17 protein-coding genes are annotated in these 18,693 nt (G+C 55.9%); 12 read left to right on the top strand and 5 right to left on the bottom strand.

Annotation, left to right across the window (positions count from 1 at the left end):
* Positions 1 to 735: gamma-glutamyltransferase (locus M0974_RS28155; RefSeq protein ID WP_297844895.1), on the bottom strand; the 735-nt coding region annotated here is incomplete at its 3' end.
* 641 nt (positions 736 to 1,376) lie between these two features.
* Between M0974_RS28155 and M0974_RS28150 the strand changes: the two genes are divergently transcribed.
* The 3 genes from M0974_RS28150 (at position 1,377) to tauD (ending at position 4,156) form a co-directional block, all read left to right on the top strand.
* On the top strand, positions 1,377 to 1,706 hold the full coding sequence (locus tag M0974_RS28150) for a hypothetical protein (protein WP_297844893.1): 330 nt from the start codon (positions 1,377 to 1,379) through the stop codon (positions 1,704 to 1,706).
* A 553-nt stretch (positions 1,707 to 2,259) separates the two neighbouring features.
* Complete coding sequence (tauA, locus tag M0974_RS28145) at positions 2,260 to 3,246, top strand: taurine ABC transporter substrate-binding protein (protein ID WP_297844891.1); 987 nt, start codon at positions 2,260 to 2,262, stop codon at positions 3,244 to 3,246.
* 76 nt (positions 3,247 to 3,322) lie between these two features.
* Complete coding sequence (gene tauD, locus M0974_RS28140) at positions 3,323 to 4,156, top strand: taurine dioxygenase (RefSeq protein ID WP_297844890.1); 834 nt, start codon at positions 3,323 to 3,325, stop codon at positions 4,154 to 4,156.
* Positions 4,157 to 4,215: 59 nt separating this feature from the next.
* On the opposite strand, the gene tam is transcribed toward tauD, so the two are convergent.
* Both tam and M0974_RS28130 read right to left on the bottom strand, forming a co-directional pair.
* Positions 4,216 to 4,980, bottom strand: a complete 765-nt coding sequence (tam, locus tag M0974_RS28135) for a trans-aconitate 2-methyltransferase (protein WP_297844888.1) — start codon at positions 4,978 to 4,980, stop codon at positions 4,216 to 4,218.
* An 81-nt stretch (positions 4,981 to 5,061) separates the two neighbouring features.
* Entirely contained in the window at positions 5,062 to 5,787 is a 726-nt protein-coding gene (locus tag M0974_RS28130; protein ID WP_297844886.1) for a GntR family transcriptional regulator, read from the bottom strand.
* Positions 5,788 to 5,938: 151 nt separating this feature from the next.
* Between M0974_RS28130 and M0974_RS28125 the strand changes: the two genes are divergently transcribed.
* The 3 genes from M0974_RS28125 to M0974_RS28115 all read left to right on the top strand — a co-directional run bounded on the left by M0974_RS28125 (position 5,939) and on the right by M0974_RS28115 (position 9,547).
* On the top strand, positions 5,939 to 7,150 hold the full coding sequence (locus M0974_RS28125) for an aminotransferase class V-fold PLP-dependent enzyme (RefSeq protein ID WP_297844885.1): 1,212 nt from the start codon (positions 5,939 to 5,941) through the stop codon (positions 7,148 to 7,150).
* Positions 7,151 to 7,381: 231 nt separating this feature from the next.
* Positions 7,382 to 8,698, top strand: coding sequence for an MFS transporter (locus tag M0974_RS28120; RefSeq protein ID WP_297844882.1), 1,317 nt, complete (start codon positions 7,382 to 7,384; stop codon positions 8,696 to 8,698).
* 84 nt (positions 8,699 to 8,782) lie between these two features.
* Complete coding sequence (locus M0974_RS28115; protein ID WP_297844881.1) at positions 8,783 to 9,547, top strand: 2-keto-4-pentenoate hydratase; 765 nt, start codon at positions 8,783 to 8,785, stop codon at positions 9,545 to 9,547.
* Between the two features lie 66 nt (positions 9,548 to 9,613).
* Here the strand turns inward: M0974_RS28115 and M0974_RS28110 are convergent, their stop codons facing one another.
* The gene (locus tag M0974_RS28110) at positions 9,614 to 10,522 is read right to left on the bottom strand and encodes a LysR family transcriptional regulator (RefSeq protein WP_297844879.1); all 909 of its coding nucleotides are present in this window, start codon (positions 10,520 to 10,522) and stop codon (positions 9,614 to 9,616) included.
* Between the two features lie 108 nt (positions 10,523 to 10,630).
* On the opposite strand from M0974_RS28110, the gene gcl reads away from it, so the two are divergent.
* The 4 genes from gcl (at position 10,631) to M0974_RS28090 (ending at position 15,203) form a co-directional block, all read left to right on the top strand.
* Positions 10,631 to 12,406, top strand: a complete 1,776-nt coding sequence (gene gcl, locus M0974_RS28105) for a glyoxylate carboligase (RefSeq protein ID WP_297844877.1) — start codon at positions 10,631 to 10,633, stop codon at positions 12,404 to 12,406.
* A gap of 26 nt (positions 12,407 to 12,432) precedes the next feature.
* Entirely contained in the window at positions 12,433 to 13,215 is a 783-nt protein-coding gene (gene hyi / locus M0974_RS28100; RefSeq protein WP_297844875.1) for a hydroxypyruvate isomerase, read from the top strand.
* Positions 13,216 to 13,259: 44 nt separating this feature from the next.
* Positions 13,260 to 14,162, top strand: a complete 903-nt coding sequence (locus M0974_RS28095) for a 2-hydroxy-3-oxopropionate reductase (RefSeq protein ID WP_297844874.1) — start codon at positions 13,260 to 13,262, stop codon at positions 14,160 to 14,162.
* Between the two features lie 204 nt (positions 14,163 to 14,366).
* Positions 14,367 to 15,203, top strand: coding sequence for an aldo/keto reductase (locus tag M0974_RS28090; RefSeq protein WP_297844873.1), 837 nt, complete (start codon positions 14,367 to 14,369; stop codon positions 15,201 to 15,203).
* Between the two features lie 46 nt (positions 15,204 to 15,249).
* On the opposite strand, the gene M0974_RS28085 is transcribed toward M0974_RS28090, so the two are convergent.
* Positions 15,250 to 15,774 carry a DUF3087 domain-containing protein gene (locus tag M0974_RS28085; protein ID WP_297844871.1) on the bottom strand — a complete coding sequence of 175 codons (525 nt, stop codon included), beginning with the start codon at positions 15,772 to 15,774 and terminating at the stop codon, positions 15,250 to 15,252.
* A 353-nt stretch (positions 15,775 to 16,127) separates the two neighbouring features.
* Here M0974_RS28085 and ppnN point away from each other — a divergent pair, with 353 nt between their 5' ends.
* Positions 16,128 to 17,501: a nucleotide 5'-monophosphate nucleosidase PpnN gene (gene ppnN / locus M0974_RS28080; protein WP_297844869.1), complete on the top strand. Its 1,374-nt coding sequence runs from the start codon at positions 16,128 to 16,130 to the stop codon at positions 17,499 to 17,501.
* 808 nt (positions 17,502 to 18,309) lie between these two features.
* Positions 18,310 to 18,693 (top strand): EamA family transporter (locus M0974_RS28075; RefSeq protein WP_367279062.1); only part of this gene is annotated, 384 nt, incomplete at its 3' end.

Raw genomic sequence — 18,693 nt, 5'->3', positions numbered from 1 at the left:
TTTACCGGCGTAGCTTGAGGCAACAATGGACTGCCCAACCCAGCCTTTATAGAAGCCATCGGTGCCCTTGCTGGAGATTTCCCGCAACGTCCTGGCCAGGTCTTTCTGCACCAGTTTCTGGCCAACCTTCATCGGCTCGCCTTTGTTCAGAAAAATCGAACCGGAGTCGTGAATGTCTTTTTTAAATTCTTCAGTGGCCGTTTCAAGCAGGTCAACGTCACCTTGTTCGAGGACGAAACCCTCGTCGGCGTATTTGATAGCGGGGGCGATAACTTGCTCGCGCTTCATGGTGCCGTATTTCTTCAGCGCCAGTTCCATGCCTGACACGGTGCCGGGAACACCAACAGCCAAGTGGCCTTTGGTGCTTAAGTCAGGAATGACGTTGCCGTCTTTATCAAGGTACATGTCCGCAGTGGCGGCCAACGGTGCCTTTTCGCGGAAATCCAGAAACGTCTTTCGGCCATCGGCCAGTTGTACGGTCATAAAGCCGCCACCGCCAAGGTTACCCGCCGCGGGATAAACCACCGCCAGCGCATAACCCACTGCCACCGCAGCATCAACGGCGTTACCACCGTCCTTGAGCACATCGACGCCCACGTGGGTGGCCAAATGTTGCGCCGTGACCACCATGCCATTTTCGGCGGCAACCGGAGGCACCGACGCCGCTTGGGCCCAGCTACAGCTAATAACGAGTGCCGTCGCAAGAAGCGATCTGGCAAAAGGTTGAAATTTCATGAGGTCGACTCTCTTATTTTGACGTGTATTTTGCGCGATAGGCAGCGCTTGCAAGTACGCGATTAAAACTACCGGCTCTTCGCCGCCGAATACAGCGCCAATATCCACAAACTTTGCGGAGCCAATAGACGAGCGTTCTATATGTACACACTAGGACCTGATCCGATGCGCAGCTTAGCGGCGCGAATCGACGTAGAGCAACCCTGAGAGCCCCCGACTAAGGCACTCCAGCAGTTTCTGGAGGCCAATTGTAATTTTATGTAGTGCCTTAAAAAAAACACTACATAACTATTGACGCCCTCCATTCTGCCCGGCATGATGGCCCTGTCTCCCCGATCGGGAGCGCCGGCAAAGGTATTCCAGACACCCTCGACGAGCCGTCGAGTCGTTAACGGATGTGTACTGCCCACAAGGCAGATTGATGAAGTTGACTGGCAGGATCGTTCCTCGAAAGGACGAGAAAGCTGGCGAAACGTTCTCATGATGCTTGTGGTTGACCGTATTATCGTCACCCGATGTATTTTTGAGCGTTCGCTCGTCTTCCTGCCTTCATCAAACCCCTGCCCGATGTGCATTCGATCGACCACATGGTCATTGAGCTAACCACTAAACAGATCAACAAATGGTCTAGGGGAATACTAATGAATCTGAACAACCAACCCACTATTGAAGAGCTGGCCCAACTGTTCGCATCCAAAAAAGACAGTCTGGATTCCCACATCCTCTGGGTTAGCGATGCCGGAGACGTGCACATAGACCGCCTGGCAACCAATGCCGGGGAAGGTGAATTCGAGCAATGCAACCCGAAGATGCGCGCCAGGCTGAAGATGTACCGTCGGGGCCAGGGCTATGTCGGCAAAAAAGCTGCAGCCGACGAGAATTTCATTGGTCAAGTACTGCAAACCTTGACGCGTGAATGGCGCTCGCTGGATAAAACCTCAGAAGTTCGTGTTGTCGACAGCTACTGCTGAAGCTTGACATAGCGTCGCCGGCGACCGCGCCTCGGTCACCGGCGACGTTTTCATATCGATCCTTTGTTCAAACAGTCCCCCGCCGCGTGAACTGACTTTCTCAAGAGCAATAAAAAACCCGCCGAAGCGGGTTTTTCCAAGACCATCCCAACATCCTGTCGGTAGCCCTCCGGGCCATGGTCGATCATCCTTAATCCGCAAGCACTCCTGCACTTGCGCTGATGGATCAAGAATATCGCCGAGTCCACTACCGCGCATAGAGCGAAAGCGCACTTCGTCGTGTAAGCCTTTCGCTATAGATCTCGCAATTATTAGATCGCATTGGTCACCAGCACCGCCTGCACCGCCGGCCTTATAAGCTAGTTCCAAAAAAATATTTCGCCCTTAGACTCAAAAGCATTAAATTCTGCTAACCGGACGACCGGACAGTTATATAGCGCGTCTTTACCGATGCTCTGAGTTCGGTGACCCACACCACCCCAGTCCAGGGTAAGCCGCCCTTTTCAAGTCTGATTTCTCTCCAACTCCCCCCTTAATCCAACAAGGCTTACCCATGGCGCGCTTTTCGCTCCCTCGCACATTAATCACTGCGCTGACACTCTCAGGCCTCGCGCTTGGCGCTCACGCCGCGCCGTTGACCATCGGCTACATCACCGGAATTGACCCTACCAAACTGCCCATGTCCGATGGCACTTATGACAAAGTCATCGGTGAGAAAATCGATTGGAGGCGTTTCGATGCGGGCCCTGCGGTGGTAGCGGCCATCGCTTCGGGAGATTTACAGATAGGCAACCTCGGTTCGAGCCCGCTGGCAGCCGCCGCCTCGCGAAAAGTGCCGCTTGTGGCTTTTATTGTCACCTCGCAAATCAAAAGCTCCGAGGCGCTGGTGGTGCGTAACGGCAGCGGTATTAATAGTCCACAAGACTTGATCGGCAAAACCATCGCCACGCCGTTTGTCTCGACCTCGCATTACAGCCTGCTGGGTGCGCTCAAACATTGGAACATTGACCCGAGCAAGGTGAAGGTGGTCAATCTGAGCCCGGCGGAAATTACCGCGGCCTGGAAACGCGGCGACATTGACGGTGCCTTCACTTGGTCGCCTGCACTGGGGGAAATCCGTAAAACCGGCAAGATCCTTACCGATGCCGGTGAAGTATCGAAGTGGGGATCTCCAACCTTCGAAGTGTGGGTTGCACGTAAAGACTTCGCAGAGAAACACCCGGAAGTCGTTGCCGGCTTTGCCAAGGTCAGTCTGGACGCCATCGCCGATTACACCGCACACAAAGCCCAATGGACGCCGGACTCCGTTCAGGTACAGAAGATCGCCCGGTTTACTGGGGCCAATGCTGCAGACATTCCGGAACTGCTGGAAGGCTCGCACTTTCCTACCGCGAAAGAACAGACCTCGGCAGAGTTATTGGGCGGCGGGACCGTGAAAGACATCGCGCAAACGGCGGCTTTCCTCAAGGAACAGGGGAAAATCGACAGCGTGCTACCGGACTATTCGTCTTACGTCAGCGCCAAATTCATCCCCCAATGATGGTTCATCGCAAGGCCGTTAGGCCTTGCATTCCCTATCACGCGGGGCACGCCTCGCACAGCGTTCGAGCCAGATCATGAGCCTGACTATCACCCCCATCAGCCCCGCGCTAGGCGCCGAAATAGAGGGGCTTGACCTCAGCGTTGCGCTGCACGCAGAACAGTACGCGGCGATCGAACAGGCACTTCTGCAACATCAGGTTCTATTTTTTCGCAACCAGCCGCTAACACCGGATGAGCACGTTCGTTTTGCCGCAGGCTTTGGTGATTTACACATTCACCCGCTTTACCCAAACGTGCCCGAATACCCCGAGTTGCTGCTGCTCGACACCGACATCATTGATTTGCGCGACAACGCCTCCTGGCACACCGACGTGACCTTTCTCGCCGCCCCGGCCTTGGGCGCAATACTGAGCGCCAAACAGGTCCCGCCTTTTGGCGGCGACACACTCTGGGCCAGTGGCATCGCGGCGTACGAGGCGTTGTCCGCGCCCTTGGCGAACATGCTCGACGGGCTGACCGCCAGTCACGACTTCACCAAATCATTTCCCCTGGAACGTTTTGGTAGCACAACGGATGACTTGGCGCGTTACGAACAAACCCGCCGCGACCATCCGCCATTGTCACACCCGGTCATCCGTACCCACCCGGTAAGCGGGCGTAAAGCGCTGTTCGTTAACGACGGTTTCACCACGCGGATCAATGAACTGGAGCCAGCAGAAAGCGCTGCCCTGCTAACGCTGCTATTCAACCATGTCAGCAGACCCGAGTTCACCGTGCGCTGGCGCTGGTCGGTCAACGACCTGGCATTTTGGGACAATCGCGTGACCCAGCATTACGCCGTCGATGACTATCGACCACAACGTCGAGTGATGCATCGGGCGACGATTCTCGGCGACAAGCCGTTCTGAGCGCTAGCAGGCGGCGCGGCCTTCTGATGCACCGCGCGGCCTACCTGTTTAACAAATACCTAGCGACTGGCAACAACAAACAACCGTGGGAACGGCAACAACACCTTGCCGTCAGCCGCCGCTGGATAAGCTTCTTTCATGGCGACTAGATACCGCGCTAGAAACTCAGCTTTCTCCGCTTCACTCAGGGGCCCTAGGTAGGGGTGCAATGCCGAACCCTTGAACCACTCGACCACGGCCTCCGCGCCGCCACCGAGCGGGTGGTAATACGTGGTTCGCCACACATCAACCCGGCTGCAATGTGGGGTCAGAAGGTTGTAGTAATATTCGGCGCCATGCCGGGGTGGGTGCATCTGGCCGCCGATCTTACTGGCCCACGTCCCGGTTGCAGCGATCTCTCGCGCCATACGGTGGGCGGGCTCTTCCAAGTTATCGGGGGTCTGGATCGCAATACTGCCACCAGGTGCGAGTTGATTGACCAACTGCGGGTACAACACATCGTGGTCCGGAACCCACTGCAAAGAGGCGTTCGCCAGAATCACATCGTACTGCTGCGTAGGCTTCCAGCTTGCAATATCACTAACCTCGAACTGTATCGCCGGCAAGCGCTTGTTCGCGGCGGCGATCATGTCTTCAGAGCTGTCGATGCCGCTCACCGCAGCATCCGGAAAGCGCTCGGCAAGCACTTCGGTAGAGTTCCCAGGGCCGCACCCCAGGTCAATGGCAAGCCGCACTTCCTGATCAGGGATAGCTGCCACCAAATCCCGCACCGGGCGAGTACGTTCGTTTTCAAAAGCCGTGTATTGCTTGGCCGACCAGGTCATCGTGATGTCCTTCGCTGCAGGTGAGATTGCAGCAAGGGTAGCGGGAAATCGGTAGCAGCTTCATGAAAAACTGTAAAACCACTAGTTGCGAATAGACCGTGCATGCTCATCGTCCTGACGAACCATCAACATCAAGGCATCGCGTTTTTCCAACAGATGATGGCGCAAGATCGAACTCAAGCGTTTACCGTCACGGGCTTCCAGCGCCTCGATCATTTGCTCGTGGTCATGCACCGCACGGTCCCACTTCGGGGCCTGATAGTTGGAGCGAAAACGCAGGGCCTGCAACCTGAAGTTAAGCGACTGATACATCTGACACAGAGCCGAATTACGCGAGGCCTGGTTGATCAAATCGTGAATCGCACGATTACGCTGGTAGTAGCCCGGCAAGTCGTTCTGATTTTTGCAGACCACCATGGCGTAATGCAACGCCTTGATCTCTACCAACTCTTCGGCGGTGATGCGCTCACACGCCAACTCGCCCGAAAATGCTTCCAGGCCGCTCATCAATTCAAAGGCTTCGCGAATTTCCAGCTCGGACATGCGCGCAACACTGGCACCCCGATTGGGCGAAATTTCAATCAAGCCTTCTGCAGCCAACACCTTGAGTGCTTCGCGCAAAGGCGTTCTGGAAATGCCCAGGGTTTCGCACAATTCTCGCTCATTCAGCTTTCTACCAGCTTCCAGCACACCTTCGATGATGAAGCTGCGCAAGTGCTCGACGACGGTGTCATGCAGACGTTGGCGCTCGACCTTGGGTAATTGGCGAACGCTGTCTTTTTCCGTAACGAAATCTGAATCTTGCATACAAAGTCCTCAAATGGCTGAAACGATCTTAATTCATTTATAGCGTTTTGGCCCAATGGATGCTGAATAAAAGATGATTTTTTGTTGTTGACGTGACGTAAAGTCCTGTTATGGTATTTTGAATTCAAAATACAACAACAAGGAAACGACCATGGTAAAGCTCGATTTTCACCCTGCCGGCCGCCATTTTTTGCAAATTCCTGGCCCAAGCCCTGTCCCGGACCGCATCCTCCGTGCGATGAGTTACCCCACCATCGACCACCGCGGTCCAGAGTTCGCTGAACTCGGCCTGAAGGTGCTTGATGGCATCAAGCAGGTATTCAAAACCAAACACCCTGTGGTCATTTACCCCGCCTCCGGCACCGGCGCCTGGGAAGCTGCGCTATGCAATACCCTGAGCGCTGGCGATAGCGTATTGATGTTTGAAACCGGCCATTTCGCCACCTTATGGAAAAAAATGGCCGAAAGCCTGGGCTTGAAGCCAGAGTTCATCGGATTGCCCGGCGTTGAAGGCTGGCGCCAGGGACTCAAGCCCGAAATGATCGAGGCGCGGCTGCGTGAAGATTCGCACCACAGCATCAAAGCGGTCTGCGTGGTACATAACGAAACCAGTACCGGCGTCACCTCCGACATCGCCGCCGTGCGCAAGGCCATTGATGCTGCCGGGCACCCTGCCCTGTTGCTGGTCGACACTATTTCCGGCTTGGCGTCGGCGGATTATCGTCACGATGAATGGGGTGTGGACGTCACCATTTCCGGCTCGCAAAAGGGCTTGATGCTGCCCCCGGGCATTAGCTTCAACGCCGTCTCGCCCAAGGCCATAGAAGCCAGTAAAAACGCAGGTTTACCCCGCAGTTTCTGGGCGTGGGACGAAATCATCGAGATGAACAAGACCGGTTACTGGCCTTACACCCCGAGCACTAACCTGTTGTATGGCCTCAGTGAAGCGCTGGACATGATTCTTGGCGAAGGTCTGGACAACGTGTTTGCCCGTCACAATCGCCTGGCTGAAGCCTGCCGAATCGCGGTAAACGCCTGGGGGCTGCAAATCCAGTGCGCTGACCCAAGCGTTTACAGCCCGGTGTTGACCGGCGTCATGACACCGGACGGCGTCGATGCTGATCAGGTGCGCAAGATCATCTACGAACGTTTTGACATGTCGCTGGGCACCGGCCTCGGCAAAATGAAAGGCCGTATGTTCCGCATTGGTCACCTGGGCGATTGCAACGACCTGACGTTGATGGCCACGCTGACCGGTTGCGAGATGGGCTTGAAAATGGCCGGTATAAAGCTCAAAGCCAGTGGTGTGGTTGCCGCAATGGACTTCCTCGGCTCCCAGGATGTGCCGTTGCGTCGCTCTTGAATCCCCCCCACAACAAAGACACTGTAGGAGCTGCCGAAGGCTGCGATTTGACCGGAAACCGGTCGCTTTCCGGATACACGATAAGGTCGTGCCAACCTTATCGCAGCCTTCGGCATCTCCTACAGGGGTACCTGATTACACCCCTATATTGAACAACCACTAGAACAACAAAGATCTATCCCGACCTATCGTGCTTCATCGCACGAACAATAAGAAAATGGAGATAGCGTCATGAAACTGTTCCGTCTACGCCCGACGAGCATGGTGTTACTCATGCTCTGCATCATGTATTTCATTACTTATCTGGACCGCGTCAACGTCAGCACCGCTGCCTCGGGGTTCGGCGCGGAATTCGGCCTCTCCAACACTCAAATAGGCTTGGTATTTTCTGCCTTTGCCTACCCTTACCTGGTGTTCCAGGTGATCGGTGGCTGGATCAGCGACAAATACGGTGCTCGCCGCACACTGATCTTTTGCGGATTGCTGTGGGGCGTGGCGACCATCCTCACCGGCTTCGCTGGCGGCCTGTTCTCGATGCTTGCCGCGCGCCTGCTGTTGGGCTTGGGTGAAGGCGCGACCTTCCCTGCTGCAACTGCCGCCATGTCACGCTGGGTGGCCAAAGAAAAACGCGGCTTTGCCCAAGGCATTACCCATTCGGCTGCACGTATCGGTAACGCGGTAGCACCGACGGTCATTGTTGCTGTGATGGCCGTTTATGACTGGCGCATGGCGTTTTATGTCTGCGGGGCTATCAGCCTGGTGTGGGTAGTCATTTGGTCCTTCGTCTTCACTGAGCATCCCAAAGATCATCCGCACATTACCCCAGCAGAATTAGCACTATTGCCGCCGCCAAAAGGCCCCGCACCCAAGGTGCCATGGAAAGCCCTGTTCAAGCGCATGGCACCGGTGACCATCGTCTACTTCTGCTACGGCTGGACCCTGTGGTTGTTCCTGTCATGGATTCCCCAGTACTTCCTGCACAGCTACAACATGGACCTGAAAAAATCCGCAGTGTTTGCCTCAGCGGTGTTCTTTGCTGGCGTGATTGGCGACACCGTCGGCGGCCTAGTCACCGACAAACTGTTGATCAAAACCGGATCATTGAAGAAGTCTCGCAGTTGGATGGTTGCGGTGTGCATGTTCCTGACCTTGGCCTGCCTGCTCCCCGTCATGTTCAATCACAACATGTACATTTCAATGGCCTGCCTGGCCGGAGGTTTCTTCTTCGCAGAGATGATGATCGGGCCAATGTGGGCGATCCCGATGGACATCGCGCCGGAGTTCAGTGGCACTGCCAGCGGCATCATGAGCACCGGTTCCGCCGCTGCGGCGATTCTCTCTCCGGTGGTTTCCGGCTACCTGATCGACCGTTATGGCAGTTGGGATTTGCCCTTTGTCGGTAGCATGCTGCTAATGGCAATCGGGGTTATTCTGGCGTTCCGCATGAAACCTGAGAATAAGTTCGAGTGTGTGACTAACCTGCCCGCTGGCGTTGACGTTACAGACGAGCAGCACCGGCGTCGGGCTTCGGTTATTGTCGGTAAATAGTCAGCCCGTTTCATCCCCGCGCAGCCTCTTTTAATAACGGGCAAGCGCGGGTTCCACATTCAAGTGTTGAAGGAAATTGCCCCCATGACTGACACCGCTAAAACGTCCAGCCTTGCCCAATTGATCGTCGACGCCGGACGTCAGCGTCAGCCCATCGCAGAAATACCCGCAGACCAAGTACCTGCCGACCCAGCGGCTGCCTATGCGTTGCAGCGAGAGATTCTGCGCCTGCGTGGATCAAGCGCTGGCGGCTGGAAGATCGGCTCGAAATCCCATACAGGGCCGATTCAGGGCGCGCCGCTTCCGGCGGACTGTCTGCTGCCCAGCGGCGCCAGCCTGGAGCGCGCCGGGTACTTTCCGCCTGCTCTGGAGCTGGAAATCGCCTTTCGTTTCAACCGCGACTTCGCACCCCGCGCCGAGGCATATTCCGACGAAGAAGTGCGTCAAGGCATCGGTTACATGGCGGCGACCATTGAGTTGGTCGCCAGCCGTTTCGCGGCGTGGCCCAAGGTGGAGCCTTTGCTGGCGCTGGGCGACCTGCTCAACCACGGCGCATTGGCCGTGGGTGAGTTCATCGAATACCGCGAAGACTTTCCGTTCGCCGAACCGGAGTTGGCTTTCACCTACGCAGGTAAAGACATCGTGCCCGGTAAACCGGCAAATCCAGCAGGCGATCCACGTCGACTGTTGGCGTGGCTGGTGAACCACCACACCGGACAGGGCCTGACGCTGAGCAAGAACACGGTGATTACCGCGGGCTCATACACCGGCATGTATTTCGTCGAAGGGCCTGGTTCGGCCGTCGGTGAAATCAAAGGTCTGCCTACCGTCTCGCTCAGCCTTATCTGAGGCAGCCAAGCTACGGCTATTCAAAAGTGCAGGCGGCTTGCCTTTAACCGGGCAAACCGTCGCTGTTCAAGATTCGACCCAGTAGTTCGGACGGTTGTAGACCTCCTTCAAGAAGGCAATAAAAAACCGGACTTTGGCGGGTAGATAATGCTGTTGCGGGTAAACCCCTTGAATGTCGTAGCTGGGCAACGCGTAGTCATCAAGCACAGTTACCAGTTCGCCACTCTCCAGTGCGCCCTGAATTTCCCAGACCGAACGCCAACTCAATCCCAACCCTCGTTTTGCCCAATCAAACAGCAGCTCACCGTCGTTGCAGTACAAATTGCCCGCAACTTTGATCGCGACTTGCCGGCCGTCACGTTGAAACGTCCAGCCCCGGTGTTGTCCGCCTTGCAGGTTGAAGGTCAGGCAGTTGTGCTTCGCCAGGTCTTCCAGGGTCTGCGGGTAACCCTGGGCCGCAAAGTATTGCGGCGCACCGCACACCACGCGTTGATTAGCGAACAATTTGATCGCGACATAATTGGGGTCCAACACCTCACCGATACGAATCGCCAGGTCGTAGCCCTCGCGCACCAGATCAATCACGTTGTCGGTCAGGTCGAACGACAAACTGAGGTCGGGGTAACGAGCCTGGAACTCCGGCGCATGAGGTGCCACGTGCCGACGCCCGAAACCGGCAGGTGCCGAAACCATCAGGTGGCCACGCACCGCGCTCTGATTTTCGCTGACGCTGGCGTCCAGGTCGTCGAAAGTCCGCAGCAGCGCCTTGGCACTTTCAAGATAAGTATCGCCCAGTTCGGTCAAGGTCAGGCCGCGCGTGGAGCGATGAATCAGCTTGATGCCCAATCGGTCTTCAAGCGCGGTCAGCCGACGCCCCATGATCGCGGGCGTGACGCCTTCAACCAGTGCCGCCGCGGCAAAGCTGCCTTTGGCGGCCACCAGCACGTAGCTGTGCAACTCCGTGTAGCGGTCCATTCGATACTCCTGATACCGACAGAAAGGATTAAAGCAGTAATTCTCAAACGCTCCGCGAAAAAGCACCCTGTTCAGGTACTAATAATATCGACTTCAGGAGACTACCAAATGACTGTCATGCGCGCTATCGAAGCGGCCGTACTGGTAATGCGACGCGAGGGAATCGACACCGCTTTCGGGATTCCCGGGGCGGCCATCAATCCCCTGTACGCCGCGTTGAAAAAACTCGGCGGCATCGACCACGTGCTGGCACGTCACGTCGAAGGCGCTTCGCACATGGCAGAGGGGTATACCCGCGCAGTCGCTGGCAATATTGGCGTGTGCATCGGCACGTCCGGCCCGGCAGGCACCGACATGATCACCGGTCTGTATTCGGCGTCGGCAGACTCGATTCCAATCCTTTGCATCACCGGTCAGGCGCCTCGTGCTCGTCTGCACAAAGAAGACTTCCAGGCCGTGGACATCGCCAGCATTGCTGCACCGGTGTGCAAGTGGGCGACGACCGTCATGGAACCGGGCCAGGTGCCGTACGTGTTCCAAAAGGCTTTTCAGCTGATGCGCAGCGGGCGCCCCGGACCGGTGCTGATCGACTTGCCGTTCGACGTGCAAATGGCTGAAATCGAATTCGATATCGATGCTTACGAGCCGCTGCCCATCGTCAAACCACGGGCCAGCCGCAAGCAGGTGGAAAAAGCCCTGGCGATGCTCAACCAGTCCGAACGGCCATTGATCGTTGCCGGTGGCGGGGTCATTAACGCCGACGCGTCGGCTGCCTTGGTCGAGTTCGCTGAACTGACGGGCATACCGGTGATTCCAACACTCATGGGCTGGGGCACCATTCCTGATGATCACCCGCAGATGGCTGGCATGGTCGGGCTGCAAACGTCGCACCGCTACGGCAACGCCACGCTGCTGGAATCAGACTTGGTGCTGGGTATCGGCAACCGCTGGGCCAACCGTCACACCGGCACCGTTTCCGTTTACAGCGAAGGCCGTAAATTTATCCACATCGACATTGAGCCCACGCAGATCGGCCGGGTGTTAATGCCGGACTTGGGCATCGTGTCTGATGCGGGCGCTGCCCTGGAAATGTTCCTCGAAGTTGCCCGCGAAATGCACATCGCCGGCACCCTGAAAAACCGCAGCACCTGGCTGCACACTTGCCAGGAACGCAAGCGCACCTTGCAGCGCAAGACTCACTTCGACAACGTGCCGGTCAAGCCGCAGCGCGTATACGAAGAGATGAACCGTTTCTTTGGTAAGGACACCTGCTACGTCACCACCATTGGTCTTTCACAGATTGCCGGTGCGCAATTCTTGCACGTCTACAAGCCTCGACACTGGATCAATTGCGGCCAGGCCGGACCGCTGGGCTGGACCATTCCTGCGGCGCTGGGCGTGGCCAAGGCCGACCCGTCCCGCACTGTCGTGGCGCTGTCAGGAGACTATGATTTCCAGTTCATGATTGAGGAATTGGCCGTGGGTGCGCAGTTTAAGCTGCCGTACATTCATGTGGTGGTGAACAACTCGTACTTGGGCCTGATCCGTCAAGCGCAACGCGGCTTTGACATGGACTTCTGTGTGCAGCTGGCGTTCGACAACATCAATGCGCCGGAGCTTGAAGGTTATGGCGTGGACCACGTCGCAGTCGCTGAAGGCCTGGGCTGCAAAGCGATTCGCGTCACTGATGCGGCGCACCTTCAAGCCGCTTTCGCTGAAGCCAATGCATTGATGCAGCAGTACAGCGTTCCGGTCGTTGTCGAGGTGATACTGGAGCGCGTGACAAACATTTCCATGGGCACTGAAATCAACGCGATCAACGAATTCGAGGCGCTCGCAGAGTCCCGCGCCGACGCCCCTACTTCCGTCAGTCTGATGGACTGACAACCGTTTCGAACAAGGAGCCAACCATGCCACGCTTATGCGCCAACCTGTCCATGCTGTTCACCGAGTACGACTTCCTGCAGCGCTTCGACGCGGCCGCTAAAGCGGGTTTTACCGGCGTTGAATACCTGTTTCCTTATGAGTTCAGCTCGGCGCAAATCAAGGACCGACTGGAGGCCAATGGGCTGACCCAAGTGCTGTTCAATCTTCCGGCTGGCGACTGGGCCAAAGGCGAGCGCGGTATTGCTTGCCACCCGGATCGGGTCGAGGAATTTCGCGCGGGGGTTGATCTGGCCATCGCCTATGCCCACGTGTTGGGCAATACGCAAGTCAACTGCCTGGCCGGTATTCGCCCGGCAGAAGGCAGCGACGAACTGATCGAAAATACGTTCATCGCCAATCTGAAATACGCCGCAGACAAGCTGGAAGCGGTTGGCCTGCGGTTGATCATGGAGATGATTAACACGCTGGATATTCCGGGGTTCTACCTGAACACCACGCGTCAGGCATTGGCTATTCGCGACAAAGTCGGCAGTAAAAACCTGGCGCTGCAATACGACATTTACCACATGCAAATCATGGAAGGCGACTTGGCCCGCACCCTGCAAACGCACTTGCCAGTGATCCAGCACGTGCAGTTGGCCGACAACCCTGGCCGCCACGAGCCTGGTACCGGGGAGATCAACTACCACTTCCTGTTCGAACACCTGGACCGGATCGGTTATCAAGGCTGGGTCGGCTGCGAATACAAACCGCTGACCACCACCGAAGCCGGTTTGGGCTGGTTGAAAACCTATAACGTGATTTAAAGATCTATTAAGTCCTCTGTATCGACAACAAAAGGATCATCACCATGGCAACAATCGGATTTATCGGTACCGGCATCATGGGTCTGCCTATGGCGCAAAACCTGCTGAAAGCCGGGCATACGCTGCTGCTGTCGGACCATCACAGCACACCGCCCGCCTCCCTTACCGAAAGTGGCGCGCAGGTACTGCACAGCCCGAAGGCCGTCGCTGAAGCTGCAGAATTCATCATCGTCATGCTGCCCGACACCCCGTACGTCGACACCGTACTGTTCGGTGAGAACGGTATCGCTCAAGGCACCACCGAAGGCAAAGTAGTGATCGACATGAGTTCGATCTCCCCGTCTGCCACCAAAGTCTTCGCCGAGAAAATCAACGCCACGGGCGCGCAGTACCTCGACGCGCCGGTATCTGGCGGCGAAGTAGGCGCCAAGGCTGCAACCCTGAGCATCATGGTCGGCGGCAATCAGGATACGTTTGACCGTGCCCTGCCGCTGCTGCAAACCATGGGCAAAAATATCACCTTGGTGGGTGGTAATGGTGATGGTCAAACCGCGAAAGTCGCGAATCAGATCATCGTCGCGCTGAACATCCAGGCAGTGGCTGAGGCGTTGCTGTTTGCCGCCAAAAATGGCGCTGATCCCGCCAAAGTTCGCGAAGCCTTGATGGGCGGATTCGCCAGTTCAAAAATTCTCGAAGTGCACGGCGAACGCATGATCAAAGGCACCTTCAACCCAGGTTTCCGCATTGCACTGCACCAGAAAGACCTTAACCTGGCACTGGAAGGCGCTCGCGAACTCAACCTGAACCTGCCCAACACTGCCAACGCCCAACAAGTATTCAGCACCTGCGCGGCCATCGGCGGCAGTCAGTGGGACCATTCGGCGTTGATCAAAGGGCTTGAGCACATGGCGAATTTTTCGATTCGGGGCACCGAGAGCAAAGCCTGAATTGAGCGCGAACCAATCGCAGCCTTCGGCAGCTCCTACGGGAGATGCCGAAGGCTGCGATAAACCGACACGGCATTCCAACCCCACATGTTGAACCCTGCTGCGCCAATGGTAGTCTCAGTTTTTTGAGCGTCCATCGGCGAATAGCTATTGGGCGTATGCTTGCGCTCATGCGCTTTCGCTCTTGATGCAGGATTATTATCAATGTCACACGCTCCGCTGATAACACTGAATGATGGTGTGCAAATCCCTCAACTGGGCCTTGGTGTATGGCAGCTTACCGACGAGCAAGCCTACGCCTCATCCACCGACGCACTGGCCGCAGGCTATCGGCACATCGATACCGCGATGATTTACGGCAATGAAGCCGGGGTCGGTCGTGCCGTCGCCGAAAGTGAAGTGCCCCGCGATGAAATTTTCATCACCACCAAACTATGGAATGCCGACCAAGGTTTCGACAGCACCCTGCGTGCGTATGACGCGAGCCTTAAGTTGCTAGGTTTGGAAAAGGTTGACCTGTACCTGATCCACTGGCCGCTGCCGAGCAAGAATGCTTATCCCGCCAGTTGGCGTGCCATGGTCCAACTGCACAAAGAAGGCCGTGTCGGTTCAATCGGTGTGTCCAACTTCAACGCCGACCACCTTGAGCGAATCATTGGCGATACCGGCGTGAAACCTGCGGTCAACCAGATTGAGATTCACCCGGATTTCGTCCAACACGATCTGGTTCAGTTCTGCCAATCCCAAGGCATTCATACCGAGTCCTGGAGCCCGCTGGGACAGGGTGGTGAGCTGCTCAACCAACTGGCGTTGAAAGCTATCGCTACCGACCACGGGCGAACTGTGGCGCAGGTGATTTTGCGCTGGCATATACAGACCGGTCACATCGTCATACCGCGGTCCAGCAACCCAGGGCGCATCGTGCAGAACTTCACCGTGTTTGATTTTGAACTCAGTGCTGAGGACATGGCCGCGATTGCCGCCATCGAGCAGGTCAAACGTCTAGGGCCTGATCCTGCGTCCTTTAACCTTGGTGCTTGAACTCGCAAGCGATTAGCCAAAGCCTGGTGGTGCGCAAGGCAGCTAATCAGGCGCGAAGCTTAACGGCGTCAATCCATGCAGGGTCCAACCGCGGCTGATCAGTATCAATTGCCAGTGCGGTCATGCGTTGCTGATGCTGATCTATCTCTTGGATCATCTGCAGGTGGGCGCTGGAGTTCGCGTCCAACTGATGCATCTGGCTTATGCCCAAATGGTAAAACCGCAGCAGCTTCATCGCAGCCGGATCATTGAGCTGCACGCCAGCCGTCACATGATGCATAACGTTGGTGATTCTCATCAGGTTGCGTTTTAGCTGCCAGCCGTAGACTGCCGGCGCCATCCACGGCTGCGACCAAAACTGAAAGCGCACCAGCGCGATAGTCAGCACCAGCCCAGCAACAACACCCGCTACATTCAAACGAAAATTATCCCCCCCGGGCTCACCGAACAGCATCACCGCGATGCTTGAAAGCGCCACCGCCAGTACTGCGAATATCACGGCTATAGTTAACGTGCTGCGCCGCGTTTGCCGGCGATAGGTTTCAGGGTCCAGTTGTTTGATCTCGAACATCACTGCTGCCCAACTCCAAGATAAGGTAATGGCTAAAGCGCATGGCATTATCACCCTTGGACAGGGTCACACCTACAGCGTTAATCAATCAACCGGGATAATGCCGTTTCATCCGATGCCGGAGTAAGATGCGAAAAGCATCCACCCCACATCGTCCATTGGGTCCATCGCTCTTTAACTGCCGATTTCTCCTGCGCCGCGAGACAGCTCGCCACAGATGGTCCCCCACACCGTTTGCATTCACGCTCGCCGGCCGGAGAAAATGCCCGCCGCGCGATCACCTACGGCGCCCATTTTTTGATGCAACTGACCTCTCCTGTTGGCTCGGTCGCATCGTTTTTCAGGAATTCAGAATGGTTTCAAGAAAAGTAATTAACGCTTCAGTCAGCCCAAAGGGCAGCCTGGAGACATTGTCCCAACGCGAAGTTCAGCAACTGAGCGAAGCCGGGTCGGGCAGCATCTATAAATTATTCCGCCAATGCGCCTTGGCAATCCTCAACACAGGCGCCCACGTTGATAACGCCAAGACCATTCTTGAGGCGTATGAAAGTTTTGAAGTGCGTATCCATCAGCAAGACCGTGGCGTGCGCCTGGAATTGCTCAACGCACCGGCCGACGCGTTCGTCGACGGTGAGATGATCGCCAGCACCCGCGAAATGCTGTTCTGTGCACTGCGCGACATCGTGTACACCGAAAACGAGCTAGACAGCCCGCGTATCGACCTTGAAAGCTCGCAAGGCATCACCGACTACGTTTTCCACCTGCTGCGCAATGCCCGCACCCTACGCCCCGGCGTAGAGCCGAAAATCGTCGTGTGTTGGGGCGGCCACTCGATTAACACCGAAGAATACAAATACACCAAAAAAGTAGGCCACGAACTCGGCTTGCGCAGTCTGGACATCTGCACCGGCTGCGGCCCAGGTGTCATGAAAGGCCCGATGAAAGGTGCAACCATCGCCCACGCCAAACAGCGTATCAGCGGCGGTCGCTATCTGGGTCTTACCGAGCCAGGCATCATCGCGGCTGAAGCGCCTAACCCCATCGTCAACGAACTGGTGATTCTGCCAGACATCGAAAAGCGCCTGGAAGCCTTCGTCCGTGTTGGCCACGGCATCATCATCTTTCCAGGCGGTGCAGGTACGGCAGAAGAGTTCCTTTATTTGCTGGGTATCCTGATGCACCCGGACAACCAGAACCTGCCGTTCCCGGTCATTCTGACAGGGCCAAAGCACGCCGCTCCGTATCTGCAACAGCTGCATGACTTTGTCGGAGCCACCTTGGGCGAAGTCGCGCAAAGCCGCTACCAGATCATCATCGACGATCCGGTCCAGGTCGCACGGGAAATGACCCTCGCGCTCAAAGAAGTGAAACAGTTCCGTCGCGAACGTAACGACGCGTTCCACTTCAACTGGCTGCTGAGAATTGACGAAGGTTTCCAGCGTCCGTTCGATCCGACCCACGAGAACATGGCCAGCTTGAAATTGAGCCGCGACCTGCCCCCCCATGAACTGGCAGCCAACTTGCGCCGGGCGTTTTCCGGGATCGTGGCGGGCAACGTTAAAGACAAAGGCATCCGCCTGATCGAAGAACATGGTCCGTATGAAATCCATGGCGACGCTGCCGTGATGGAACCACTGGACCACCTCCTGCAAGCGTTCGTCGCACAACACCGCATGAAGCTTCCGGGCGGCGCAGCGTATGAGCCGTGCTATCGAGTGGTGACGTAAAAGAGTCAAATCCTGCGGCCGGGCATTAGCGATCTTAATACCCGGCCGCATGGCCTTGAGCCCGGCCGTTTCCTGCGCCACCCTCGTCAATGCAGCAAATACAAAGTTTTCGGAGCGGGCTTGCTGGCGAGTTTCAAGCAGCCATTCGCGGCTGAAAACGCCGCTCGGATCATATGCATTAGAAGGAGAATATCAATCAACCCTGAATTCTTAATTTCTTGGAGAATCAGCTTTTGTACCTCAACCAAGTAGGGCATCAACAATAGCTGACGACTTCAGAGCTTCCCTGAGCGATTCGAGCTGTCAGCGACAAGTTAAACAACCCCAGGGTGTTGGAACGAATAAAAGCTCGCCCAGCCTGTGATTTTTAATTGGACTAAATCGGTCATTTTCTATACTATTTGCCGTTCGGGACAAATGGCAATCTTTTGACCTGTGAATTAAGCGTCACCCGTAACAACCATTCGCCCTGTCCCGCTCTGGTGTAGGCGAAATCCCTATGATTAGGGGCAAAACTCAACCATGGCCAGCATTTTCTGGCGGTTGCAGCGTTTTACCTGGAAGCACTCGTATTGGGTGTTCTTCTATCAATGACTAAAGTCGGGTTCGATATCGTGCCGGATGAACTTTGCGCACTATAATAAAAAACATATAAATGCGTTTGAATCCTGTTGCCAAGGCATCAACTGTAAAGTTGAATTTTGGCAATAATTTTCTTGTCGCACTTTAATGCTGCCTGTAAGTAATCTCGCACGCTATATATAACCTTGACCTTAATTCTATTCATGTAGTTTTTGTCGAGGCTGTTGTGTCTAAAGGCGTTATTTTAGCGGTATCTGCATCATTCTTGTTTGGCGTACTATATTACTTTGCGTCCCTCCTCTCTCCACTTAATGGTCAGGAAATCTTTGGCTGGCGAATACTCATTTCGCTGCCTTTCATGACTTTATTCATCTGCCTCTCCGGCGACTGGAAATGGGTCCCACTGATCCATCAACGCGTGCGTGAAAAACCGAAGCTGATTTTCGGGGTGTTGCTCACCAGTGCGCTGGTGGCGGTGCAACTGTGGATCTTCATGTGGGGGCCGCTCAATGGCCATGGTCTGGATGTTTCCCTGGGCTACTTCTTGTTGCCGCTGACAATGGTCGTCACCGGCCGCATCGTTTATGGCGAGCGCATGTCGTACTTGCAA

It is taken from the genome of Pseudomonas sp. (genome assembly GCF_026224925.1).
In the GTDB taxonomy this organism is placed as follows: Bacteria; Pseudomonadota; Gammaproteobacteria; order Pseudomonadales; family Pseudomonadaceae; genus Aquipseudomonas.
Note: the sequence above shows the minus strand (reverse complement) of the source record. Positions and strands in the feature narration are given on the sequence as shown.